This is a genomic window from Sphingomonas abietis (assembly GCF_027625475.1).
Taxonomy (GTDB): domain Bacteria; phylum Pseudomonadota; class Alphaproteobacteria; order Sphingomonadales; family Sphingomonadaceae; genus Solisphingomonas; species Solisphingomonas abietis.
On the sequence record NZ_CP115174.1, the window covers coordinates 636,376 to 662,041 of the forward strand.

The window sequence follows — 25,666 nt, forward strand, 5'->3', positions numbered from 1 at the left end:
AAATGCCGCGCCAATCGTTAACGCGCAGCGCTAAGTCCTTACGCGTCCATGAAATTCCAGTAACCCGCTGTTAGCCGTGAAGGCCGCCAATACGCCCATCTTTCAGGGGTTTCAGGCGTGTTCAACAGGGGCGGAGGGTATCGGGGGACGTGGATCGCGTCGGCAGCTCTGCCGGTCGCGATCCTTTTCGCCGTCCCGGTGACGGCCGCGCCGGCGGAACAGAGCCGGGCCGCCTCCACCATCGTCAACCGCGCCGAAGCCAGCTTCACGATGGGGGGCGCCGAGCAGACGGCCGGTTCGAACGACGCCACCGTGCAGGTCGCCGAGGAACTGGGCATCGGCCTCGTGGCCGCGAGCGGCACGATCGCGGTGCGCGCGGGCGTGCTGACGCCGGCCCCGTTCGTGCTGACCAATGCCGGCAACGGCCAGGAAGCCTTCGTGATCGACGGCAAGATCACCGGCTTCGTCGGCACCGTCACCGGCTTCGCGATCGATGTCGATGGCGATGGCCGCTACGATCCCTCGGTCGATACCCGGTTCGATGTCGGCGGCGCCACGCCGCAGCTGGCGCCCGGCGCCTCGCTGAAATTGCTGGCGCTGATCCAGAGCAGCGCGCCGCAGCCCGCCGGCACGCTCGACATCGCCGGCCGCGCCAGCACCGGATCGGGCCGGCCCGGCACGCTGTTCGCCGGGCAGGGCGATGGCGGCGTCGATGCCGTGGTCGGCCCGACCACCGCGGCCGCCAGCCTGTCGATCCCGCTGGCCCTCGGCGCCGACGCCGTCACCGTCACGCTCGCCAAGTCCCAGCAGGTCGTGGCGCAGGACGGCAGCGATCGGCCGACCCACGGCGCGACCATCACCTACACGATCGACGCGCAGATCGCCGGCGCCGGATCGGCGGGCGGCGCGATCGTCGCCGATCCGTTCCCCGACGGCACCGATTACATCCCCGGCAGCATGACGCTCGACGGCACTGCGCTGTCCGATGCGACCGACGGCGATGCCGGCACGATCACCGCCAGCGGCGTGCAGATCTCGCTCGGCGATGTCGTCGCGCCGGCGACCAGAATCATCGGCTTCAAGGTGAAGATCCGATGACCATTCCCACCACTGCCAAGACGAGGAGGAAGACCATGATGCTTCGATACGGACTATGCGCGGCGATCGCCGTGGCCACCGCTTTGCCCGCCTTCGCGGCGCCGGTGGAACTCGTGACCAAGGTGCTGGCCGAACAGCGCACCGCGGCCAAGGACGGCACCACCCAGATCGCGCTGACGCCGGCCGCCCGCGTCACGCCGGGCGATCGGATCGTCTACGAGATCAGCTATCGCAACACCGGCAGCCAGCCGATCGGCAATTTCGTCGTTTCCAATCCCCTGCCGAAGGATGTCGCCTACATGGCGCCCGCGGCGGGCTCCCCCGCGCCGGATCTCTCGGTGGATGGTTCCACCTTCGGTCCCCTCGCCACGCTTCGGGTCAAGGGCCCGAAGGGTGATCTCCGCCCTGCCATCGCCACCGACGTCAAAGCCGTCCGCTGGCGCCTGGCCGAGCCTCTCGCAGCGGGTGGCTCCGGCCAGTTCGCGTTCCGCGCCATGCTGAAGTGAAGTCCACATTCCACATCTGGAAGTAAACAGGGGTAATCGTCATGTATAACCGCAGATTCAAGAGCATATTGCTCTCGGGATTATCCGCTTCGGCGGCGATCCTGATGGGCAGCGCGGGCCACGCGCAGACGACGAGCGCAACCGGCACCGCCGCCGGTACGATCGTCAACAACACGGCCAGCGTCTCCTACTCGGTCGGCGGCACGCCGCAGACCGCGCAGTCCAACACCGCGACGTTCGTGGTCGATAAGAAGGTCAACCTGACCGTCGCCGAACTGGGTGGCACCGACACCCAGACCGCACTCGGCGCGACGGACCAGGTGACCACCTTCACCGTCACCAACCTGACCAACGCGATCCAGGATTTCCGCCTCACCGCGGATCAGCAGAGCGTGTCGATCCCGATCCTGGGCGTCGACAATTTCGATGTCACCAATGTCCGGATCTTCGTCGATTCCAACGGCAACGGCGTCTATGACGCGGGCGTCGACACCCGCTCCTATATCGACGAACTGGCCCCCGACGCGACCGCGACCGTGTTCATCGTCGCCGACGTGCCGAACGCGCCGGGCGAGAATGTCGCGATCGTGTCGCTGAACGCCATCGCGGCGGCCGGCGGGACGAGCGGCTCGCTGGGATCGGATCTCGTCGCCACCTCGACGCTGACGCCGGATTCGCCGACCACCGTCGATATCGTGTTCGCCGACGGCGGCGGCATCGGCGATCTGCCGCGCAACGGCCAGGCCCGCGCGTTCGACGCCTACCAGATCTCGACCGCGGCGGTCACCATGACCAAATCGGCCGTCGTGATCTCCGATCCCTATGATCTCGCGGTCAATCCCAAGGCGATTCCGGGCGCGACGATCCGTTACTGCATGATCGTCAGCAATGCCGGCCCGGGCGCCGCGACCGCGGTGAACGTCACCGACTCGCTGCCGGCCAACGTCACCTTCGTCTCGGGCTCGCTGAATGTCGGCGGCACCGGTGCCGGCGGCGTCTGCGGTGCGGGCGGCACCCAGGAGGATGACGACGCGGTCGGGCCGGACGAGAGCGATCCGAATGGCGGCTCGTTCGACGGCACGACGGTGCGGGCAATGCTGCCGCTGCTGGCGGCGCCGGTGCTCGGCATCCCCGTTCCGCTCGCCGTGACCTTCCTCGCGACGATCAACTAAAAGCCAGTCTTTTCAGGCTTTTCGTTCCACCAAACCGGCACGCGTCGCCAAGGCGCGTGCCGGCAAGGGACCCTGTATGTCCGATTTCCGGAAGATTTTCCGCCGTGCTTCGCTCGGCCTGGGCCTCGCCACCGCCGCCGTCCCCGTGACGACGGCGCTGTCGGCGCCTGTCAGCAATACCGCGAGCATCCATTACACGATCAACGGCCTCGACCGGACGGTGAGCTCCAACACCGTCTCGACCGAGGATGTGATCGCCAAGCGGCCGACGACGCTGAGTTTCCGTCAGCTTCCAGACGGTTACAAACTGCACGACATGAAGTGCGACACCTCGCCGACGATCATGTTCACGCCGTCACCGGTGAACGTGGCCGAACTCGCGGCGTCCGCACCGCTCGAGTCATTTGACGTCTTCAACCCGGAAATCATCGTCATCGACAGCCAGGGCGGCAATCACGATCCGCTGGTCCGCGAGACGGTGACGATCACCGCCGATTTCGACGGGCACAGCCACCCGGTTCCGCTGCTGGAGACCGGCCCCGATACCGGCGTGTTCGCCGGCGCCTTCCCCGGCATCGGTTCGCCGGTGGACGACGCGCTCAAGGCCTGCGATCCGTCCGGCGAGCTGAGCCGCAACGGCACCGTCAAGATCAGCTTCACCGAAGACGAATATAGCTATGGCTCCACCGCCACGCTGCTGATCGATCCGACCGGCTACACCTTCGATTCCCGCACCGGCACGGTGATCGACGGTGCCACCGTCTCGATCGTCAACGATGCGACCGGCCAGCCGGCGGCCGTGATCGGCGAGGACGGCAAGAGCGTCTATCCCTCCACCGTCATCTCCGGCCAGACCGCGACCGACTCCAGCGGTCACGTCTATCCGGCCAGCCCCGGCAAATATCGCTTCCCGCTCCTGGCCCCCGGCCGATATCATCTGGTGATCACGCCACCGGGCCAATATACGGTGCCGTCCACCGCCTCGCCCACCGCGATCGCCAAGCTGCCCAACACGGTCGGCGGCTATATCATCAGCGATGCGTCCTACGAGAAGCCGTTCGATCTGACGGATCCCGCGCCGCTCGAAGTCGACGTGCCGATGGATGCCGCCCGCGACGGGCAGTTGCTGCTCGAGAAGACCGCGTCGCTGGATGTCGCGTCACCGGGCGATTTCGTCCAGTATCGCCTCAATATCACCAACAAGAGCAGCGCGGACGCGAGCGGCGTCACGATCACCGATACGCTGCCGATCGGGCTGCGCTATCGCGCCGGATCGACGCGCGGCGTCTCGGGCAACAGCGTGTCGAGCGCCGTCACCCAGCCCGATGTCTCGGGGGACGGCCGCCGGCTGACCTTCACGGTGCCGACGCTGGCCGCCGGTGCCTCCACCCAGCTCAGCTATGTCGTCGCGATCGCGCCCGGTGCGCCGGTCGGCGAGGCGATCAACCACGCCGTCGCGGCGGGCGCCTCGATCACCAGCAACGATGCCAGCGCCTCGGTGCGCATCCGTCCGCTGCTGTTCACCGATGCGCTGACCATCATCGGCCGCGTCACCGAAGGCGATTGCGGCTCGCCCGAGCGCGGCCGCAAGGGCGTGCCCGGAATCCGCCTGCTGATGGAGGACGGCACCATCGTCGTCACCGATCGCGACGGCCTCTACCATTTCGAGGGCGCCAAGCCCGGCACCCATGTCGTTCAGATCGATACCAATTCCGTCTCCCGCGCATTCGCGCCGGTGGCTTGCGACCTCGATAGCCGCCAGGCCCGCAGCCCGATCTCGCGCTTCGTGGAAGGTGGCGGCGGCAGCCTCCAGCGCGTCGATTTCCAGCTCCGCCGCACCGGCGCCGAGAGCGAGGCGAACAGCGCGCTGCCGATCGACGTCGCCAGCGACGGCGATGCCGCCGGCAACCGCGAGGATTGGCTGGCGATCGCGACGCCGGGCGTCGACTGGATGTTCCCGCTGGCCGATCACAATCCGCGCGCGCCGGCGCTGCGCGTCGTCATCAAGCATCTGCCGGGGCAGCGCGTGGCGCTCACCGTCAACGGCGCCCCGGTCGATCCGCTGTCCTTCGACGGCACCGACAGCGACGACAAGCGTGGCGTCGCCGTCTCGCGCTGGACCGGCCTGCCGATGCAGGACCGCGACAATGTGCTGGAAGCCCGCGTGCTCGATGCCTCGGGCAGGCTGGTGACCACGCTGACCCGCACCGTCCATTATGCCAATGCCGCCGCGCATGTCAGCTATGTTCCTGAAAAGTCGAAGCTTGTTGCCGATGGCCTGACCCGCCCGCTGATCGCGGTGCGCGTCACCGATCGCGACGGCAAGCCGGTTCGCGCCGGCACGATCATCCCGTTCCGGGTCGATCAGCCCTACACCGCCGCGCAGGAAGTCGCCGCCCAGCAGGGCCGCCAGCTCGCCGGCCTCGATCGTGCCGCCGCGACCGCGCGCGTGGTCGGCGACGACGGTCTCGCCTTCGTCGCGCTCGAGCCGACCATGCAGGCCGGCGAAGTGCATGTCGTGGTCAGCCTGCGCGATGGCGACAAGGAAACGAACACCGATTTCAAGGCGTGGCTCGCCGCGATGCAGAAGGATTGGGTCGTCGTCGGCTTCGGCAAGGGCACCGCCGGCTATTCGATGCTCAAGAAGCACTCCGAATCCGTGCCCGGCGGTCGGCATGATGTCACCACCGATGGCCAGCTCGCTTTCTATGCCAAGGGCCGGATCAAGGGCTCCTGGCTGATCACCATCGCCTATGACTCGGCCAAGACGCGCGATCTCGATCGCGGCCTGCTCGGCCAGATCGATCCCGATCGCTACTACACCGTCTATGGCGACGGCACCCAGCAGAGCTACGACGCCTCGACCTCGCGCAAGCTCTATCTCCGCCTGGAACGCCGCGATTTCTACGCGCTGTTCGGCGATTTCGAGACCGGCATGACCGAGACCAAGCTCGCCCGCTACAGCCGCACGCTGAACGGCGTGAAGGCGCAATATCAGGGCAATCACCTGATGTTCACCGCCTTTGCCGCCAATGACGACCAGCTCTACGGGCGCGACGAGATCCGCGGCAACGGCCTGTCCGGCCCCTATCGTCTCTCGGCCAGCGGCATCGTCGTCAACAGCGACCAGGTGACGATCGAGACGCGCGATCGCTTCCGCTCCGAGAAGATCGTCGACAGCAAGCAGATGACCCGCCACATCGATTACGACATCGATCCGGATGCCGGCACGCTGCGCTTCCGCGAGCCGATCCTCAGCCGCGACACCGATCTCAACCCGATCTACATCGTGGTCGACTACGAAACCTACGGCCGCAGCCGCAAGCTTGCCGCCGGTGGCCGCGCCGCGGTCAAGCTGTTCCACGGCCGGGTCGAGGCGGGCGCCAGCGTGCTGCGCGACGAGACGCTGAGCAAGGCGACGGTCGCCGGCGTCGATCTCAAGATCCATGTCGACAGCAAGACCGAGATCCGCGCCGAGGGTGCCACCGGCGGGCGTGACGGGCTGGGCAACGGCAAGGCCTATCTCGCCGAGTTCGAGCATCATGACAGCCGGATCGACATGCTCGCTTATTCCCAGCAGCAGGATGAGGATTTCGGCCTGGGCCAGCAGAATTTCGGCGAGGCCGGCACCAGCAAGAGCGGCATCGACGGCCGGCTGCGCATCACCGAGAAGCTGAATTTCGTCGGATCGGGCTGGTATCAGCGCGATCTGGACGGATCGGCGAAGCGGTTCGCGCTCGACACCAAGCTCGAATATCGCCGGAAGACCGGCACCGTCTTCGCCGGCGCGCAGATCGCCTCCGATCGCACGATCGGCGATGCCAAGCGGGATTCGCGCCTGCTCACCTTCGGCGGCAGCCAGAATTTCTTCAACAACAAGGTGGTCGTCACCGGCCAGACCCAGATCGCGATCGGTGGCATGGACAGCAGCGTCGATTTCCCGGTGCGCCACCAGGTCGATGTCGCATGGCGCATCACCAAGGGCATCCGCCTGATCGGCACCGAGGAGATTGCCGAGGGCGATAAATATAAGGCGCACAGCACCCGCATCGGCTTCGATGTCGCACCGTGGACGGGCGCGCGCCTGCTCAGCACGCTGAACCAGCAAGCGATCGGTGAAAACGGCCCGCGCACCTTCGCGCAATATGGGCTCAGCCAATCGCTGCCGCTCGGCCATGGCTGGTCGGTCGATGGCACCGTGGATGCGAGCAGCACGGTGAAGGGCACGATCGCGCCGACCGACCTGGTCAACCCCTTCCAGCCGGTCTCCTCGGGCACCACCATCTCGGGCACCGACCAGGAGGATGGAGACTATAAGGCGATCACCGGCGGCCTGACCTATCGTTCGGAGGCATGGTCCTGGAACGGCCGCGCCGAATATCGCCTCTCGGATCTGTCGAAGCGCTGGGGCTTCACCTCCAACATGCTGCGCACGCTGGGGCAGGGCAAGACGCTGGCATCGAGCGTGCGCATCTACAAGGTGAAGGAGGATGACGGCGGCAAGGTCTCCTTCGCCAGCGCCGATCTCGCCTTCGCGATGCGGCCACTCGACAGCCGCTGGTCCCTTCTCGAGCGGCTGGAGCTGCGCCATGAGGGGGCCAATGGTTCGGCGACCAGCAACAATGCGCTGGCGGTGCCCACCTTCGCGCAGGGCGACGATACCACCACGCGCATCATCAACAACATCGCGGTCAATTATCGCACGGGGGCCGAGGGAGACGGCCACGGGCTGGAGGTAAGCCTCTATTATGGCGCCAAATATGTCCGCGGGCGCTATTCGGACGATGTCTATCAGGGCTTCATCGATGTGATCGGCTTGGAGATCCGCAAGGATGTCGGTACGCATTTCGATGTCGGCGTGGCGGGCAGCGTGCAACATGCCTGGACGGACAAGGCGGTGTCCTTCTCGGCCGGCCCCTCGATCGGCGTGTCGCCGGGCCGCAACATGTGGATCACCGCCGGCTACAACGTCACCGGCTATCGCGATCATGATTATCAGGATGCGCGCTACACGCGGCAGGGGCCTTATGTCACCATGCGGTTGAAGTTCGATCAGCTCTCGCTCGGCGATGCCGGGCGGGCGCTCCGGGGGGCGGTGCGATGAGCAACCTGCGTGTCTTCATCCTGCTGGGCGGCGCGCTGCTGGCGATGCTGGTTCCGGCGGCAGGCCGGGCGGCCAACCCGCTGACCGTGGTCAAGACGATGACGGTGGTGTCCGATCCGCTCAACGAGACGCTGCCCAAGGCGATTCCCGGCGCGCTGCTCGATTATACCGACACCATCACCAATCCCACCGGCGGCGCGAGCAACGTCACCGGCATCGCCTTTGCCGATGCGATCCCGGCCAAGACCAAGCTGATCGTCACCGATCTCAACGGATCGGGCAGCGGGCCGGTGGTGTTCAGCGACGGCGGCCTGATCCTCGGTCTGCTCGGCAGCAACCTGACGTACAGCTATTCGGGGCTCGGCAGCACCACCGACAGGCTCGATTTCTCGAACGATAACGGCGCCCACTGGGATTATGTGCCGGTGGCCGATGCGGATGGGGCCGATGGAGCGGTCACCAATATCCGGGTCCGGCCCTCCGGCACGCAGGCGGTGGGCAGCTATTTCCGGATCCGGTTCCGGGTGGAAGTGAGGTAGATCGCGAATATTCTCCACGAGATGGCTGGTTTCGGCCCGATCCCCGCCGGAACCGGCCGCCCCCCGATGGGGGGGGCCGGGGCGCGCCGCGTGACACAGCGCGCTCCGGCCTGACGGAACGGTCGTGCCAGGCTTTGCTGTGCTTTCCCGTCGGGCCGACACCCCGACTATCGACCAAAGTCTGGCGTCGTGGACGGTGGGAGGCCGTGCATGATGACCGGCGGTTAACCGCGCGCGCGCAGATCATCGGAAAGGAGCGATAGGTGCTGAAGCGTTTGGGCCTCTGGATGCGATTCTCGGATGAGCCCAACGTCGTTTTGGCTCAGTATCGGGAATTGAAGCGGCAGGTGCCGCTGCTCTACGCATTGCTGACGGTCAATGCGTGCGCGGTCGCCTATACCCATTGGTCGGTGGCGCCGGGCTGGCTGACGATCGGGCTGGACGGCTTGCTGGTCGCGGTCTGCGGCATCCGCATCCTGCGCTGGATATTCGCCGAAGGCGACGAGGCGATCTCGGTGGAAGAGGCGCGACGGCAATTGATCCGCACCACCATCCTGGCGGGCGTGCTCGGCGTCGCCTTCGTCTGCTGGTCGCTGCTGCTCGATCGCTATGGCGGGCCGATCGAGCGCGCGCATGTCGCCCTGTTCATCGCGGTGACGGTGATCGGCTGCATCTTCTGCCTCGCCAACCTGCCGCAGGCGGCGATGCTGGTGACGGCGGTCGTCACCATCCCCTATCTCGCTTATTATCTGGTCCAGGGCAGCCCGGTGTTCACCGCGATGGCGTTCAACATCGCGCTCGTCACCGCGGTGATGATCCGCGCTTTGCTCAACAGCTTCGCCGGCTTCGGCACGCTGATCCGATCGAAGGACCGGCTGGCCGCCAAGCAGGCGGAGGCCGAGCGGCTCGGCGCCGAAAATGCCCGGCTGGCGCACACCGATGCGCTCACCGGCCTGCCCAATCGCCGCCATTTCTTCGCCGAGTTCGATCGCCTGCTCGCCGATGCGCGGCGGCAGGGCCGGCAGATCGCGGTCGGCGTGCTCGATCTCGATCGCTTCAAGCCGGTCAACGACACCTATGGCCATGTGCTGGGCGACCGGCTGCTGATGGAGGTCGGCCAGCGGCTGGCGGAGGCGTCCAGCGATACGATGCTGCTGGCCCGGCTCGGCGGCGACGAGTTCGGCATCCTGCTCACCGCCGATATCGACCAGACCTGCGCGATCGGCCAGGCGGTGTGCGACCGGCTGTCGCGCGCCTTCCTGATCGACGAGCAGCGCATCCAGCTCGGCTGTTCGGCGGGCTTCGCGATCTTCCCGCAGGCCGGCGAGACCGTCCACGAGCTGTTCGATCGTTCCGATTATGCGCTCTACCACGTCAAATCGACCGATCGCGGCCGCTGTGCCTTGTTCTCGCACGAGCATGAGACGCTGATCCGATCCGAGCGCGCGGTCGAATCCGCGCTCCAGACCGCCGATCTCGAATCCGAGCTGCACGTCCGCTTCCAGCCGATCCTCTGCACCCACAGCGGCACGGTGTTCGGGGTCGAAGCGCTCGGCCGCTGGACCAGTGCCACGATCGGCCATGTCAGCCCGGAACGCTTCATCACCACCGCCGAGCGAATCGGCGTGATCCATGCGATTACGCTCATCCTGTTCCGCAAGGCGCTGCGCGATTTCGCGCGGATGCCCGAGACGATCGGCCTGTCCTTCAATCTCTCCGCGCACGACATCGTCTCGCCCAACACCATCTCGATCCTGATCCGCATGGTGGAGAGCGCCGGCATCGACCCCAAGCGGATCACCTTCGAGCTGACCGAGACCGCGCTGCTGCGCGATTTCGATGCGGCGGTGCGCGGCATCCGGGCGCTGCGGGCGCTCGGGATGCGGATCGCGCTCGACGATTTCGGCAGCGGCTATTCGAGCCTCGGCTATCTGCGCCGGCTGCCGCTCGACAAGGTCAAGGTCGATCGCAGCTTCATCGCCGACATGGACGAGGCCTCGGGCCGCAACATCATCACCGCCATCCTCGGCCTGTGCCAGACGCTGGAGCTCGATTGCATCGTCGAGGGCGTCGAGACCGAGGCGCAGCTGCGATCCTTGCGCGATCTCGGCTATCGCATGGCGCAGGGCTATCTGTTCGCGCGGCCGATGGACCTCGGCGAATTCCTCGCCTGGATGCGCCGCCAGCCGGTCAGCACGCCCGATATCGAGCCGAAGGCGCTGCCGACGCTGCGCGTTGTCGCCTGAGCGGGCAGACCTGCGGAAATCGGTTTTCCGGCCGGCCATGCCATGTTTTGCCTATGTCCGAGGCCGATCGCATCGATCCGGGCCGACCTGTCGCAGCGGACCCTCCAGCATCACCCCCGATGCCCCGCCTTACTCTCCTCGTAATCTTACGAGTTTGCGCCTCCGGTCGCTTGATAGAGAAGCCGCAGCCCGTTCCGGAGGGTTTACATGGTCGCGTCGAAACTCAGGCTGCTCGCCCAGATGCGGGCGTTGCTCCGCGCAGCGCTCGAAATATCGGAGCGCAGCGGCGAGCATTTGATCTCGGCGCATATCGGCCAGATATTCGGCCATCTCTCGCGAAAGATCAGGCTTCACGAAGCCGCGCTCGAAGCCCACGGCGCCAGTTTCCACCCGGACAACGAGATATTCTATTCCGCGATCGATCAGACCAGCATATTGAAAGACCATATAGGGGCGGCGATCAGCCTATGTGAAATATTGCGGGAGGCGGTCGCCGCCGAGCATCTCGACACCGCCCTGCAATCGATCAGCCTTCGCCCCGCGCTCGGTTGCCGCGCCAATGACTGATGGTGAGTGGATCGACGAGGATCGCCGTCGTGCAGCACTGGCAGATGGGCTGATCCTTCAGTTCGGCGAGCGCGCCGGCGATGTCGCGCGGGCCGAACAGGCCAAGGCCAGCGGCCAACCGGCGGTCGCATGGCGCCATGTCGCCAATGTCGTCGATCGCAAATTGAGCGACCGGCAATTCCATCGGGAGCGGGTGGATCAAGCGCTGAAGATGGCAGCCGCGGCGCACAGCCCCACGATCCGCAACCTGCACCTCGAGCTGGCCAGGCTTCACGCCGCGAAAGCTCTGGATGCCTGACATGGCCAATTGGCCCATGGGGCACGGGACGTCGCGGATTCCGACTCGTATGGCGTATCGGCGATAAGCGAGGCAGCCGGCAACGGCGTGGAATCATGATCGGCCGACTGCGGCGCCGGTAAAATTACTAGTTGGCAGCCCCGAGAGCAGGCATACCAATGGACGGCCGACCAGAAGCCGAAACGGAGGACGATGTCAGAAACAGAGGCGCCGCCGGTATCCCGCAACCGAGACGGCCCATGCGCGCTTGCTAGCAAACGGAGTGCGCTCCCATGAAGAAAGACACGACGGGCGATCGCCCCAGGGAAGGCCGCCTTCCGATCGATTGCTCCGCGACCAAGCCAAGATCCGCGACGAAGTCCAGCCTCGCGATGAAATCCAGGCCGGCGCCCATAAGTCGGCCCACGATACCGCCCCGGATGGCGCCTGCCAGGGCAAGGGGCCGATATGATCACCTCATCGCCCCGGAAATTCTGGATGTCAGCCCCGACTGCATCAAGATCATCGGGCTCGACGGTCGTCTCAGGCACATGAACAGGGCGGGCTGCACCGCCCTCCAGATCGATCGGCACGAGGTTTCGGGAACCGAATGGGTCAGGCTGTTGCCGCCGCAGGTGCATGAACTGGGTTTTCGTTCGCTGGGGGAGGCGGGGCGGGGCAGCAACATCCGCTTCCGGGGCCTCAGCGAAGGCGGGGATACCGGTCTCCGGCATTGGGACAATATGCTCACCCCTCTGCGGAACTTCTCGGGCATCGTGGAGAATATATTGTGTATTTCCAGGGATGTGACAGATCAGGTGGCGTTGGATCGATCATTGCCCGCAAGCGGAACGATCGCGTCGTCGATGGCCGATGAACCGAACGGGTCGCACCATAACCTGCCCGGCGACGATCCGGCCGGCGCTTCTGGCTTCAAGCGTGAACTACTCAGTTCGCGCGAAAGGGAATGCCTGTTCTGGGCGATGTCGGGCAAGACGGCGTGGGAAACGTCGGTGATACTGGGCATCAGCCGCAGGACGGTGGAGTTTCATCTGGCCAACGCCGTGAAGAAGCTGGGCGCGGTGAACAAACATCAGGCGGCGCTGATGGCCCTCAACCAAGGACTGTTCAAACTGGCGCCCTGACCGACGTACCCGTTCGGCTCGGGCGCCGACCCGCCGGCCGGCATTCGGCTGATCCTCGCCTAACGCCCGGATTGCTGCGCAACCCGCTCGTCAGGCTCGGGCCTCATGCTCAAGCATCATCCCCCATGCGCAGCGCGGCGATGAACGCCTCCTGCGGGATGCTCACCGAGCCATATTCCCGCATCCGCTTCTTGCCCTCCTTCTGCTTGTCGAGCAGCTTGCGCTTGCGGCTGGCGTCGCCGCCATAGCATTTGGCGGTCACGTCCTTGCGCATCGCCGCGATCGTCTCGCGGGCGATCACCTTGCCGCCGATCGCCGCCTGGATCGGGATCTTGAACAGATGGCGCGGGATGAGATCCTTCAGCCGCTCGCACATGCCGCGCCCGCGCGCCTCCGCCGTGCCGCGATGGACGATCATGCTCAGCGCGTCGACCGGCTCGTTGTTGACGAGGATGCCCATCTTGACGAGGTCGCCCTCGCGATAGCCGATCTGGTGATAGTCGAAGCTGGCATAGCCGCGCGAGATCGATTTCAGGCGATCGTAGAAATCGAACACCACCTCGTTGAGCGGCAGCTCATATTTCAGCTGCGCGCGGCCGCCGACATAGGTGAGGTCGAGCTGAATGCCGCGCCGGTCCTGGCAGAGCTTGAGGATCGAGCCGAGATATTCGTCGGGCACGTAGATCGTCGCCTCGATCCACGGCTCCTCGATGCTCTCGATCCGGTTGGGATCGGGCATGTCGGCCGGGTTGTGCAGCTCGATCGTCCTGGCGTCCTCGGTCTTCGAGTGGGTCAGGTGGATGGTGTAGACCACGGAAGGCGCGGTGGTGATCAGGTCGAGATCATATTCGCGGGTCAGCCGCTCCTGGATGATCTCGAGGTGGAGCAGGCCGAGGAAGCCGCAGCGGAAGCCGAAGCCGAGCGCGGCCGAGGTCTCCATCTCGAAGCTGAACGAGGCGTCGTTGAGGCGCAGCTTGCCGATGCTGTCGCGCAATTTCTCGAAGTCGTTGGCGTCGACCGGGAAGAGGCCGCAGAATACCACCGGCTGCACCTCCTTGAAGCCGGGCAGGGCTTCGGCGGCGGGGCGCTTGGCGTCGGTGATGGTGTCGCCGACGCGGGTCTCGGTGATCTCCTTGATCTGCGCGGTGATGAAGCCGATCTCGCCGGGGCCGAGATCGGGCAGCAGCTCGATCTTGGGGCGGAAACAGCCGACCCGGTCGATCAGGTGGGTGGTGCCGGCGTTCATGAACTTGATCAGCTGGCCCTTCCTGATCGAGCCGTCGATCACGCGGATCAGGATGACGACGCCCAGATAGGGATCGTACCAGCTGTCGACCAGCATCGCCTTCAGCGGCGCGTCGGCATCGCCCTTGGGCGGCGGGATGCGCGCGACGATCGCGTCGAGGATCTCGTCGATGCCGATGCCCGACTTGGCCGAGGCGAGCACGGCGTCGTCGGCGGGGAGGCCGATGATGTCCTCGATCTCCTTCTTCACCTTCTCGGGCTCGGCGGCGGGGAGGTCGATCTTGTTGATCACCGGCACGATCTCATGGTCGTGCTCGATCGACTGGTAGACGTTGGCGAGGGTCTGCGCCTCGACGCCCTGCGCCGCGTCGACCACCAGCAGCGCGCCCTCGCAGGCGGCGAGGCTGCGGCTGACCTCATAGGCGAAGTCGACATGGCCGGGGGTGTCCATCAGGTTGAGGACATGGCCCTTATAGTCGAGGCGCACGGTCTGCGCCTTGATGGTGATCCCGCGCTCCTTCTCGATGTCCATGTTATCAAGGACTTGGGCGGTCATCTCGCGGTCGGAGAGCCCCCCGGTGCGCTGGATGAGGCGGTCGGCCAGCGTCGACTTGCCATGGTCGATATGGGCGATGATGGAAAAATTTCTGATTTTGTCGAGCGGTGTTGCCATGATGAAACGCGCCCTAGCATCGCGCAGGCCCCTTGCCAAAGCGAGATCGCACGTCGCCGCCGGGCCGCTGCGATTTGCGCGGCGCGGCCGCCCGGCCCGTGCGGGGAGGGGAGCGGGCCTGCGCGGGGCAGCGACATTCCGGCGGCCGCCGATCCTGCCCGCGCGGATCATGCGAAAATCGCGAAAAGAGACGCTTGCCCCCTTCGGAAAGCCTCCCTATAGGGGCGCTCGCTCAGCAACGCCGGTCGGCTCCCGAGTGAACAAAAAACGACCGGTGCTCCGTCGGGGAGTAGCTCAGCCTGGTAGAGCACTGTCTTCGGGAGGCAGGGGCCGGAGGTTCGAATCCTCTCTCCCCGACCATTTTCGCTGAATTTCGCAGGAAGCATCCCGCCCTCCCGGAGGGGCCGCCCATGAGGGGCGAACCAGGTGCCTGCGGGCCGCCCACGACATTTTGACGCTGGCGGTTCGGCCGGCTACCGCGCTTCGGTAGAGAGGATCTTCCATGCGCGTCATTCTGCTTTCGACACTCCTGCTCGCCACCGCCGCACCGGCCGCGACGCCGTGGACGGTGCAGCCGCAATCGGTGCGCGCGCATGAGGATTTCCTGGCCGGCGACGCCCTGCGCGGGCGCGGCAGCGCCACCCCCGACGAGGCGGTGGCGGCCGCCTATGTGGCGACGCAGTTCGAGGGCTACGGCCTGCGGCCCGCGCCGGGAATGGCGGGGTATGTCCAGACGGCCGGCGTCGTCAACGACCGCATCGCATCGCCGCCGACGCTCGCGATCGCCGGCAGGCCGGCCGATGGCCTGCGGCTGATCGTCGGTGGCGCCGCCGACGTGCGCGGCCCGGCGGTGATCGCCGACAGCCTGGCCGCCTTGCCCGACAACGCCGACGTCGTGGTGTTCACCGCGGCGGACGTGCCGGCGTTCGACGTGTGGCGGGCGGTGCGCGCGAAGCATATCGGCTTGCTGATCGCCAAGGACAGCAAGAGCGCCGCCGACTGGTTCGCCCAGATCGGGGGGCGGACGAGCATGCGGCGCTATCTCGCCGAGACTCCGCCAGCCCCGCGCCCGGCCTTCGCGACATTGCCGCCCGCGACGATCGACGCGATCTGGGCCGGCGCGGCGGTGACGCTCTCCGTGCCGGTCGCGCACGACCAGGCGACCACCAGCAATGCGATCGGCTATCTGCCCGGCACCGATCCCAAGGCCGGCGTGATCCTGCTCTCCGCGCATCTCGATCATCTCGGTCAGGCAGAGGGCGGGCCGATCATGCACGGCGCCAATGACGATGCGTCGGGCACGACCGCGGTGCTCGAACTGGCGCGTGCGCTGGCGGCGGGCAGGCCGCATCGGCGTGGCATCCTGTTCGTCTGCTATGGCAGCGAGGAGATTGGCGGATATGGCTCGCGCTATTTCGGCGCGCATCCGCCGGTGCCGCTCACCGACATCGTGGCGAACATCGAGTTCGAGATGATCGGCGCGCAGGATCCCAAGCTGCCCAAGGGGGCGCTGATGATGACCGGCTTCGATCGTTCGGATCTCGGCGCCGCATTGCAGGCGCATGGCGGCCATGTCACCGGCGATCCCTATCCGCAGGAGAAGTTCTTCGAGCGATCGGACAATTACTCGCTCGCGCTCAAGGGTGTCGTGGCGCACACCCTGTCGGGCTGGGCGGTGGTGCCGACCTATCATCAGCCTACCGACACGATCGCGCATCTCGATATCGACTATATGACCAGCGCCATCCAGTCGCTGATCGCCCCGGTGCGCTGGCTGGCGGACGGCGATTTCACGCCGCGCTGGACGGGGGCGGGCAAGCCTGCGGAATAGCGTTCGCTGTTCGCTGATGGCAGTCGTCGACGGCATCGCCCGCGACCGGACGCCGCATGGCGAAGGTCCGCTTCCACCCCGCGCTCATGGATCACGACGACATCATGCCTGCCCTGTCCCTGCTCTGGATTCCCGCCACGATCGTCGCATCGATCTTCCAGGTCGGCCGCAATGCGCTTCAGCGCGGGGTGATGAGCAGCGCCGGGCCGTGGGGCGCGACGCTGGTGCGCTTCCTGTTCGGGCTGCCTTTCTCGCTGCTGTTCATGCTCGTGGCGTTTGCCGTCGTGCCGGCCGCGCATCCTGTTTTCGGCGGGGCATTCTGGATCTCGGCGATGGCGGGGGCGGCGAGCCAGGTGCTCGCGACTGCGGCCTTGCTCGAAGCCATGCACCGTGCGGGCTTCGCCGTCGGCACCGCCCTGCAGCAGAGTTCGCTGCCGCTTGCGGCGCTGGTCGGGCTGATCGTCTATCATGACCAACTGTCCGCGATCGCCTGGACCGGGGTCGCGATCACGACGATCGGGCTTGCCGTCCTGACATGGCCTTCCAGACTGGCGACGACGCCCCATGCCGTCTCGGGCGCCCTGTTCGGCTTGCTGTCCGGCCTGTGCTTCGGTTTCTCCCTCAACGCCTTCCGTCATGCGGCGCTGGCGATGGATGCGGCGCATCCGATCTTCGCGGCGATCGTGAGCGTCTGCGTGGTGCAGGCGATGCAGGCCGCGGCGCTCACGCTCATCCTGCTGGTGGTGAGCCCGGCCACGCTCCGTGCCGTCCTGCGGAGCTGGCGCGGATCGCTCGGCGCGGGCGCCTGCGGCTCCTTCGCGTCGGCCGGCTGGTTCGTGGCCCTGGCGCTGTCGCCGGCGGCCCCGGTGCGCGCGCTCGGCGTGATCGAGGCGCCGATGGCGGCGATCGCCGGGCACCGGCTCTTCCAGGAGACCGTCGATCTTCGGCAGATCATCGCTGGCCTTGCCGTCGTCACCGGAATCGTGATGACGTCGCTCTGGTAGCGATCGGGTGGCGCGCATATCGGCATGATCCGATACGAAAAAGCCCCGCGCCCTGGTGGCAGGGGCGGGGCTTCGGTCGTGCCGTTGCCATCGGCTGGGGTGATCGGGCGCCTTAGCCGCGCAGCGCCGCCGCGGCTTCGGCACGCTGGCGGATCGCCGCCTCGTCGAGCGTGCCCGAGGGCACCAGCCAGCTGCCGCCGACGCACAGCACGGCCGGCTCGGCGAGCCAGAGCGGCGCGGTCTCGGCGGTGATGCCGCCGGTCGGGCAGAAGCGCGCGTCGCGGAACACGCTGGCATAGGCCTTGAGCGCCTTCAGCCCGCCAACGGATTCGGCCGGGAAGAATTTGAAGCGGGTCAGGCCGAGATCGAGCCCCGCCATGATGTCGGCAGCGTTAGCGACGCCGGGCAGGAAATCGATGCCGGCGGATCCGGCCGCCTTGGCGAGCGGCGCGGTGAGTCCCGGCGATACGATGAAGGTGGCGCCCGCCTCCTGTGCATCGTGGAGCTGGTGTTCGTTGAGCACCGTGCCGGCCCCGACGATGGCGCCGGGCACCTGTGCCATGGCACGGATCGCGTCCAGCGCCACCGGGGTCCGCAATGTGACTTCGAGCAGCGGCAGGCCGCCGGCCACCAGCGATTCGGCGATCGGCACGGCGTCTTCCAGCCGGTCTATGACCAGCACGGGGATTACGGGCGCCTTGCGCATCAGGGCATCGACATCGGCCATCATTACGTCTCCTCGGCTTCCGCGTCGTCTAGTCGCGCCGATGCCGAAACGGAAGGCCGGAAGCAAAAGAGCAGGTGGGCTAGGCAAGCCGATAAGGCCCCCCTATGCTCGACCGGTACGGCAGATAAAACGTACCGATCGGTAAAAAAAGCTTGCCTTGTTCTCGACAGGGACTATTGCTGCGGCGCAATAGGAAAGGGGCCCGATGACCCGCAACGCTGCTGCCATTTTCACATTCGCGCTGCTCGCCGCCTGTTCCAAGGGGAACCAGGCGCCGCCAGGGCCGCCTGCTCCCCATGTCTCCGTCGCGCCGCCGCTGGCCCGCGACGTCGTCGATTGGGACGAGTATGTCGGCCGTTTCGAGGCACCGCAAAGCGTCAATCTGAGTGCGCGGATCACCGGTGTGGTGACCCAGATACTCTTCCGCAACGGGCAGGACGTGAAGGAAGGGCAGCCGCTCTTCATCATCGATCCGCGTCCCTACAAGGCCACGCTGGAGCAGGCGGAGGCGCAGGTCGCCTCGGCGCGCGCCACGCTCGTCAATGCCCGGTCGGTCGCGGCGCGCTCGGCCGAACTGGTCAAGGTGCAGGCGGTCAGCAAGGAAGAGCTGGAGAATAACCAGGCGCAGGTCCGTACCGCGCAGGCCAGCCTCCAGGCAGCGATCGCCAGTGCCGACAACGCCCGGCTGAACCTGTCCTTCACCACGGTGCGGTCGCCGGTGTCGGGGCGCGTGTCTGACAAGCGCGTGTCGCTCGGCGATCAGGTGGTGGCGAATACCACCCTGCTGACCACCGTCGTGTCGCTCGATCCGATCTGGTTCACCTTCGACGGCGCCGAAAGCTTCTACCTGAAATATCTGCGTGAAGCGCAGGATGGGCAGCGCGGCTCCTCGCGGAGCGCCTCCAACCCGGTGGATATCCAGCTTTCGGACGAGACCGGCTTTCCGCATCGCGGCCACATGGTGTTCGTGGACAATGCGCTCGATCCGCAGACCGGCACGATCCGCGCCCATGCGGTGGTGGACAATCCGAAGCATTTCCTCACTCCGGGGATGTTCGGCCGTGCCCGCCTGAAGGGTTCGGGCACCTACAAGGCGATGCTGGTGCCGGACGAGGTGATCACCGCCGATCAGTCCCGCAAGCTGATCTTCGTGGTCGGCCGCGACGGCAAGGTCGTTCAGCGCACGGTCGAGACCGGCCCTGAAGTGGATGGCCTGCGCGCGATCCGCGATGGCCTGGCGCCGACCGATCTCGTGGTGCTGGACGGCGTCGCCCAGCTCCAGCCGGGCATGGCCGTCGATGCGACACGCACGGTGATCAAGCCGCGCGCGCCCGATGCTTCCCCGAGCACCCCCATTGTCACCGTTCCGCAGGCTTCGACCGCGACGACGGCAGGCTGAGGCCGAAATTCATGCGCTTTCCGCATTTCTTCATCGAGCGGCCGATCTTCGCGGCCGTGCTGTCGATCCTGATCGTGATCGTCGGGATCATCGCATATCCGACGCTGCCAATCTCGCAATATCCCCAAATCGCCCCGCCGACGGTGGTGGTCTCCGCGACCTTCCCGGGTGCCACGGCGGAAACGCTGGCGGACACCGTGGCGGTGCCGATCGAGCAGCAGATCAACGGCGTCGAGGGCATGATCTACATGTCCTCCTCGGCGGTCGGTGACGGTACGCTGACGATCACGGTCAGCTTCAAGCAGGGCGTCGATGCCGATCAGGCCCAGGTGCTGGTGCAGAACCGCGTCTCGGAGGCCGAGCCTCGGCTGCCGCAGGAGGTCCGCAACATCGGTGTGACGGTGCGCAAGAACTCGCCCGACTTCCTGATGGCGATCGCTTTCTATTCGCCCGACAAGTCGCTCTCCGAGCAATATATCTCGAACTATGTCACCTTGCAGATCGCCGATCGCATCAAGCGTGTGCAGGGTGTCGGCGGTTCGCTGGAGATCGGTGCCCGCGATTATGCGATGCGGATCTGGATCAATCCCGATCTGGCCACCGCGCGCAACCTGACCGTGGACGAGATCACCAGCGCGATCCAGGCGCAGAACGCGCAGGTCGCCGCCGGTTCCGTGGGCGCTCCGCCGTTTGCCAAGGGCGGGCCGGCGTTCCAGCTGGGCGTGCAGGCGCTCGGCCGGCTGACCACGCCCGAGCAGTTCGGCGATATCGTCGTCAAGCGTGGTGCCGATGGCAGCCTGACCCGGTTGCGCGATGTCGCGCGGGTCGAACTCGGTGCGCAGGACTATACCACCAACGGCTATTTCTCGAACCAGCATGCGACCATGCTGGGCATCCAGCAGTTGCCCGGGTCCAATGCGCTGGCCACGGCGGATCGGATCAAGGCCGTGCTGGCCGATGCGGCCAAGTCGTTCCCGCCGGGGCTTGCCTATGGCATCCCCTATCACCCGACCGACTATATCTCGGCGTCGATCGAGGAGGTGGAGCACACCCTCTATATCGCGCTGATCCTGGTCAGCATCGTGGTGCTGCTGTTCCTCCAGAGCTGGCGCGCCGCCATCGTGCCGCTGATCGCGATCCCGATCTCGCTCATCGGTGCCTTCGGCGTGCTCGCGGCGTTCGGGTTCAGCCTCAACAACCTGTCGCTGTTCGGGTTGGTGCTGGCGATCGGTATCGTCGTCGACGACGCGATCGTGGTGATCGAGAATATCGAGCGCCTGATCGCCGAAGAGGGGCTCACCCCGCGTGAGGCCGCGCACAAGACGATGGACGAAGTGTCCGGAGCGCTCGTCGCGATCGCCCTGGTGCTGTGCGGCGTGTTCGTGCCGACCGCCTTCATTCCGGGTATTTCGGGCCAGTTCTACCAGCAGTTCGCGCTGACCATCGTGTCGGCGACCGCGATCTCGGCCTTCGTGTCGCTGACGCTGTCGCCTGCGCTTGCCGCTCTCCTGCTCAAGCCGCATGTCCATGGCAGGGCGGTGCCGAGCGGGGTGCGCGGCTATCCGACGCGCTTTGCCAATGGCTTCAACCGCGTCTTCGATCGGCTGTCGGATCGCTATGGCCGGCTCACCGGCAAGCTGGTGCGGCGCCTCGCGCTGATGGGCATCGCTTATGTCTGCCTGATCCTGTTCGCAGGCTGGCGCTTCTATTCGACCCCGACCGGCTTCATCCCGGCGCAGGATCAGGGCTATCTGATCGGCGTCATCCAGATGCCGCCGGGCACGTCGCTCGAACGGACGGACGAAGTCACGCGCCAGGTGCAGGCGCTCGCGCTCAAGAACCCGGCTCTGGAAGGCACCGTGGCCTTCACCGGCTTCGACGGTGCGACCTTCACCACCGCCCCCAATGCCGCCGTGGTGTTCACGCCGCTGAAGGCCAAGGGCACGCGCGACGACATCGACAAGGTGACCGCCGATCTGCGCAAGTCGCTGTCCAGCATCACCTCCGGCAATATCCTGCTGATCCCGCCGCCCCCGGTTTCGGGGATCGGCACCGGCGGTGGCTGGAAGATGGAGATCGAGGATCGCAACGGCGCGGGTTACGAAGCGCTGGAGAAGGCCGCGTTCGGCATGATGATGGCGGCCAACAAGGCGCCGGGTATCGCTGCCGCCTTCACCACCTTCAACACCAAGACCCCGCGTCTCTACGCCGACATCAATCGGGAGAAGGCGGAGCAGATGGGCGTTCCGGTCGCGAATATCTTCTCGACGCTCGGCACCTATCTGGGATCGACCTACATCAACGACTTCAACTATCTCGGCCGCACCTGGCGGGTCACCGCGCAGGCGGATGCCAGCCATCGTCAGCAGGGTTCGGATATCGAACAGTTGCAGACGCGTTCGGGCAATGGCGGGATGGTGCCGCTGGCGGCGGTGCTGACGATGAAGAACGATGCCGGGCCGTGGCGTGTGGTGCGCTACAATCTCTATCCCTCGGCAGAGCTTCAGGGTGACACCGCGCACGGCTATTCGTCGGGCCAGTCGCTGAAGACGATGGCGGGTCTCGCCCAGAAGGTCTTGCCCAAGGGCATGAGCATCGAATGGACCGATCTCGCCTATCAGCAGGAGCAGGCAGGCAATACCGGCATCTATGTGTTCGGTCTGGCGGTCGTGTTCGTCTTCCTGCTGCTTGCCGCGCAATATGAGAGCCTGATCCTGCCGCTCGCGGTGATCCTGATCGTGCCGATGTGTCTGCTCGCCGCCATCCTCGGCGTCGGCTTCATGGGGATGGACAATAATATCCTCACCCAGATCGGTCTCGTCGTGCTGGTCGGCCTGGCCGCCAAGAACGCGATCCTGATCGTCGAGTTCGCCCGGCAGGGCGAGGAGGACGGGCTGGGCCACCATGAGGCGGCCGAGCGTGCGGCGCACCAGCGTCTGCGGCCGATCCTGATGACCTCGATCGCGTTCATCCTCGGCGTGCTGCCGCTGGTGATCTCGAACGGGCCTGGTTCGGAAATGCGCAAGGCGCTGGGCGTCGCGGTGTTCTTCGGAATGATCGGCGTGACCTTCTTCGGCCTGATGTTCACGCCGAGCTTCTATGTGATCACCAAGAAATTCGGCGAGAGGATCTCGGAGCAGACGCGCCGCTGGCGTCGTCGTCACCCCTCCCACGATGTCTCGGCCGAGGGAGATCTCGCATGAAGCGCCTCCGTGTCACCTTCGCGGTGCTTCCCGCCCTGGCGCTGGCCGCCTGCGCGGTAGGCCCCAACTACAAGCCGCCGGTGGTGCAGGCCGATGCCAAGGCACCGTTCGTGGAAGGCCAGGCGAGCACGATGCTTTCCGGCCAACCGCTCCCGGTGAATTGGTGGGAGATGTTCCAGGATCCGGCGCTCGACCGCCTGATCAAGGACGCCTTCGCCTACAACACCGATATCCGCGTCGCGGCGGGCAATCTCCGCAAGGCGCGCGGGGCGCTTTCGGAAGCGCAGGCAGGGCGGCTGCCGACCACCACGCCGTCCGCGGGCTATAGTCGCGAGCGGGTCGGGGCCGACAGCGTGACGGCCGGCAACGGCATCGCCACCGGCGCCGATGGCGGCCCCAGCCATTATGATTTCAATTATTATCAGGCAGGTTTCGACGCCTCCTACGAGCTCGATCTGTTCGGCCGGGTGTCGCGCTCGATCGAGGCGTCGCGCGGCGATGCGATGGCGGCGCAGGCGGCGTTGGACGGCGCGCGCATCTCGATCGCGGCGCAGGTCGCGCAGAGCTATGCCGATGCGTGCGGCTATGCGGCGCAGGCCGATGTCGCCCGCGAGACGGCACGCTTGCAGGGCGATACGTTGAAGCTCACCCAGCGGCTGCTCGATGCCGGCCGTGGCACGCGGCGGGATGTCGACCAGTCCGCCGTGCTGGTCGAGCAGGCCAATGCCCAGGTGCCGCAGCTGGAGGCGGAGCGTCGCGCCCAGCTCTATGCCCTGGCAGCCCTGACCGGCCGTACCCCGTCCGAACTGGATGGCGATGCCGTGGCGTGTCGGATGGTGCCCAAGGTCCGGACGGCGATACCGGTCGGCGACGGCGCGACATTGCTCGCCCGTCGACCGGACGTGCGCGCGGCGGAGCGGACCCTGGCGGCTGATACGGCCCGGATCGGTGTCGCGACGGCGGCGCTGTTCCCGTCCGTCACGCTGGCGGGATCGGCGACGCTCGGTGCGCCGCATATCGGCGATGTCGGCAAATCGGCCTCGTTCGGCTATTCGTTCGGCCCGCTGATCAGCTGGACTTTCCCGAACATCGCGGTCGCCAAGGCGCGCATCCGCGAATCCAAGGGGCAGGCCGATGCCGATCTGGCGAGCTTCCAGGGCACGATGCTGACCGCGCTCAAGGAAACCGAGCAGGCGCTCGCGCGCTATGCGGCGGCGCTGGACCAGAATGCGGCGCTGGGCCGTGCGGCGGCGGCGGCGGACGATGCCGCCAAGCTCTCGCGCATCCGCTTCGATTCGGGCCGCGACAATTTCCTCAACCTGCTGGTTTCGGAACAGGATCGGGATACGGCACGCGCCGCGCTCGCCCAGTCCGATCAGGGTGTGGCCGATGCCCAGGTGTCCTTGTTCAAGGCGCTCGGCGGCGGCTGGGAAAATGCCCCGCCGATCGCCAACGCGGCGCCCGGCGCGATCAGCGGAAACCCGTCGATCCAGCATGGCAACTTCACCACGCCCGTTCCAAAGTCTGGCAACTAGGTTGCGCTGCAACATAATAAAATTACGCAACCCTCTTTTCCTCCTCAGGCTCCACCGTTAGGGAGCCGAACGGGGCGGCGCGACGTTGGGTGACGTGGACGCCCCGTGAGGAGGATGGAATGGCCGACGCGCCGGGTCGCAATCTGCGGCCGCTGTCGCTGCATGTGCCCGAGCCGAAATATCGGCCCGGGGATGCGGTATCGTTCGACGATATGCCGTTGGCCGATGCCGGCAGCGTCGCCCGGCCGGATGTCGCGGCCGATCCCGCGACGATGCGGGATCTCCCCTTCACGCTGATCCGCGTGCTCGATCCGGCGGGGCAGGCAGTCGGTCCATGGAATCCCCGTCTGGAGCCCGATCGGGTCCGTTCGATCCTGCGCGCGATGCTGCTCACCCGCGCCTTCGACGATCGCATGTTCCGTGCCCAGCGCCAGGGCAAGACCAGCTTCTACATGAAATGCACCGGCGAGGAGGCGGTGGCGGTGGCCGCCGCGCATGCGCTCGATCGGGGTGACATGTGCTTCCCGAGCTACCGCCAGCAGGGCCTGCTGATCGCGCGCGACTGGCCGCTGGTCGACATGATGTGCCAGATCTACTCCAACGCCGGCGATCGGTTGAAGGGCCGCCAGCTGCCGATCATGTATTCGGCGAAGGAGGCGGGCTTCTTCTCGATCTCGGGCAATCTCGGCACCCAATATCCGCAGGCGGTGGGCTGGGCGATGGCGAGCGCCGCCAAGGGCGATACCCGCATCGCCGCCAGCTGGGTGGGCGAGGGGACGACCGCCGAGGGCGATTTCCACGCCGCCTGCACCTTCGCCTCGGTGTTCCGCGCGCCGGTGATCCTCAACATCGTCAATAACCAGTGGGCGATCTCCTCCTTCGCGGGCTTCGCCGGCGGCGAATCGACCACTTTCGCCGCGCGCGGCCTGGGCTATGGCATCGCGGCGCTACGGGTGGACGGCAACGACGCGCTGGCCGTCTACGCCGCGACCGAATGGGCGGCGGAGCGGGCGCGCGGCAATCACGGGCCGACGCTGATCGAGCATTTCACCTATCGCGCCGAGGCGCATTCCACGTCGGACGATCCTTCCGCCTATCGCCCGGCCGACGAGGGGATGCACTTCCCGCTCGGCGATCCGATCGAGCGGCTGAAGGCGCACCTGATCGCGATCGGCGAATGGGACGAGGCCAGCCATGAGGCGCTGAAGACCGAGCTGGCCGAGCAGGTGCGCGCGGCCGGCAAGGAAGCGGAAAAGCTCGGCACGCTGAGCGGCACCGCCTTCAACCACGGTTTCGAGACCAGCTTCGAGGATGTCTTCGCCGAGATGCCGCAGCATCTGCGCGAACAGATGGAACAGAGCGCGGAAGAGCGCAGGGTGGCCGGCGTATGACCCG

Annotated in this window: 17 protein-coding genes and 1 tRNA gene; 16 read left to right on the top strand and 2 right to left on the bottom strand. The window is 66.4% G+C overall.

Going from position 1 to position 25,666, the window contains the following annotated elements; translation table 11 throughout:
• Positions 1-198 precede the first annotated feature (198 nt).
• The 9 genes from PBT88_RS03130 (at position 199) to PBT88_RS03170 (ending at position 12,654) form a co-directional block, all read left to right on the top strand.
• Entirely contained in the window at positions 199-1,098 is a 900-nt protein-coding gene (locus tag PBT88_RS03130) for a hypothetical protein (RefSeq protein ID WP_270077783.1), read from the top strand.
• Between the two features lie 35 nt (positions 1,099-1,133).
• On the top strand, positions 1,134-1,604 hold the full coding sequence (locus PBT88_RS03135; protein WP_270077784.1) for a hypothetical protein: 471 nt from the start codon (positions 1,134-1,136) through the stop codon (positions 1,602-1,604).
• A gap of 41 nt (positions 1,605-1,645) precedes the next feature.
• A complete protein-coding gene (locus tag PBT88_RS03140) occupies positions 1,646-2,776 on the top strand; it encodes a DUF11 domain-containing protein (protein ID WP_270077785.1) in 1,131 nt (376 codons plus the stop codon).
• A gap of 76 nt (positions 2,777-2,852) precedes the next feature.
• Positions 2,853-7,880: a hypothetical protein gene (locus tag PBT88_RS03145; protein WP_270077786.1), complete on the top strand. Its 5,028-nt coding sequence runs from the start codon at positions 2,853-2,855 to the stop codon at positions 7,878-7,880.
• Positions 7,877-8,419, top strand: a complete 543-nt coding sequence (locus PBT88_RS03150) for a hypothetical protein (protein WP_270077787.1) — start codon at positions 7,877-7,879, stop codon at positions 8,417-8,419. Before PBT88_RS03145 ends, PBT88_RS03150 begins: the two co-directional genes overlap by 4 nt.
• 263 nt (positions 8,420-8,682) lie before the next feature.
• A complete protein-coding gene (locus PBT88_RS03155) occupies positions 8,683-10,665 on the top strand; it encodes a putative bifunctional diguanylate cyclase/phosphodiesterase (RefSeq protein WP_270077788.1) in 1,983 nt (660 codons plus the stop codon).
• Positions 10,666-10,872: 207 nt separating this feature from the next.
• Complete coding sequence (locus PBT88_RS03160) at positions 10,873-11,232, top strand: hypothetical protein (RefSeq protein ID WP_270077789.1); 360 nt, start codon at positions 10,873-10,875, stop codon at positions 11,230-11,232.
• Positions 11,225-11,530 carry a hypothetical protein gene (locus PBT88_RS03165; protein ID WP_270077790.1) on the top strand — a complete coding sequence of 102 codons (306 nt, stop codon included), beginning with the start codon at positions 11,225-11,227 and terminating at the stop codon, positions 11,528-11,530. Before PBT88_RS03160 ends, PBT88_RS03165 begins: the two co-directional genes overlap by 8 nt.
• Before the next feature lie 419 nt (positions 11,531-11,949).
• On the top strand, positions 11,950-12,654 hold the full coding sequence (locus PBT88_RS03170; protein ID WP_270077791.1) for a helix-turn-helix transcriptional regulator: 705 nt from the start codon (positions 11,950-11,952) through the stop codon (positions 12,652-12,654).
• 109 nt (positions 12,655-12,763) lie between these two features.
• Here PBT88_RS03170 and lepA read toward each other — a convergent pair whose 3' ends face one another.
• Complete coding sequence (lepA, locus tag PBT88_RS03175; protein ID WP_270077792.1) at positions 12,764-14,572, bottom strand: translation elongation factor 4; 1,809 nt, start codon at positions 14,570-14,572, stop codon at positions 12,764-12,766.
• Positions 14,573-14,855: 283 nt separating this feature from the next.
• On the opposite strand from lepA, the gene PBT88_RS03180 reads away from it, so the two are divergent.
• From PBT88_RS03180 to PBT88_RS03190, 3 genes are all read left to right on the top strand, one after another.
• A tRNA-Pro gene (locus tag PBT88_RS03180) sits at positions 14,856-14,932 on the top strand.
• A gap of 142 nt (positions 14,933-15,074) precedes the next feature.
• The gene (locus tag PBT88_RS03185) at positions 15,075-16,403 is read left to right on the top strand and encodes a M28 family metallopeptidase (RefSeq protein WP_270077793.1); all 1,329 of its coding nucleotides are present in this window, start codon (positions 15,075-15,077) and stop codon (positions 16,401-16,403) included.
• Positions 16,404-16,459: 56 nt separating this feature from the next.
• A complete protein-coding gene (locus PBT88_RS03190) occupies positions 16,460-17,407 on the top strand; it encodes a DMT family transporter (RefSeq protein WP_270077794.1) in 948 nt (315 codons plus the stop codon).
• A 112-nt stretch (positions 17,408-17,519) separates the two neighbouring features.
• Here PBT88_RS03190 and eda read toward each other — a convergent pair whose 3' ends face one another.
• Complete coding sequence (gene eda, locus PBT88_RS03195) at positions 17,520-18,137, bottom strand: bifunctional 4-hydroxy-2-oxoglutarate aldolase/2-dehydro-3-deoxy-phosphogluconate aldolase (protein ID WP_270077795.1); 618 nt, start codon at positions 18,135-18,137, stop codon at positions 17,520-17,522.
• A 202-nt stretch (positions 18,138-18,339) separates the two neighbouring features.
• On the opposite strand from eda, the gene PBT88_RS03200 reads away from it, so the two are divergent.
• From PBT88_RS03200 to PBT88_RS03215, 4 genes are all read left to right on the top strand, one after another.
• The gene (locus PBT88_RS03200) at positions 18,340-19,533 is read left to right on the top strand and encodes an efflux RND transporter periplasmic adaptor subunit (RefSeq protein WP_270077796.1); all 1,194 of its coding nucleotides are present in this window, start codon (positions 18,340-18,342) and stop codon (positions 19,531-19,533) included.
• A gap of 11 nt (positions 19,534-19,544) precedes the next feature.
• Positions 19,545-22,736 carry an efflux RND transporter permease subunit gene (locus tag PBT88_RS03205; protein WP_270077797.1) on the top strand — a complete coding sequence of 1,064 codons (3,192 nt, stop codon included), beginning with the start codon at positions 19,545-19,547 and terminating at the stop codon, positions 22,734-22,736.
• The gene (locus PBT88_RS03210) at positions 22,733-24,271 is read left to right on the top strand and encodes an efflux transporter outer membrane subunit (protein WP_270077798.1); all 1,539 of its coding nucleotides are present in this window, start codon (positions 22,733-22,735) and stop codon (positions 24,269-24,271) included. Before PBT88_RS03205 ends, PBT88_RS03210 begins: the two co-directional genes overlap by 4 nt.
• A gap of 119 nt (positions 24,272-24,390) precedes the next feature.
• Positions 24,391-25,662: a thiamine pyrophosphate-dependent enzyme gene (locus PBT88_RS03215; protein WP_270077799.1), complete on the top strand. Its 1,272-nt coding sequence runs from the start codon at positions 24,391-24,393 to the stop codon at positions 25,660-25,662.
• Positions 25,663-25,666 lie beyond the last annotated feature (4 nt).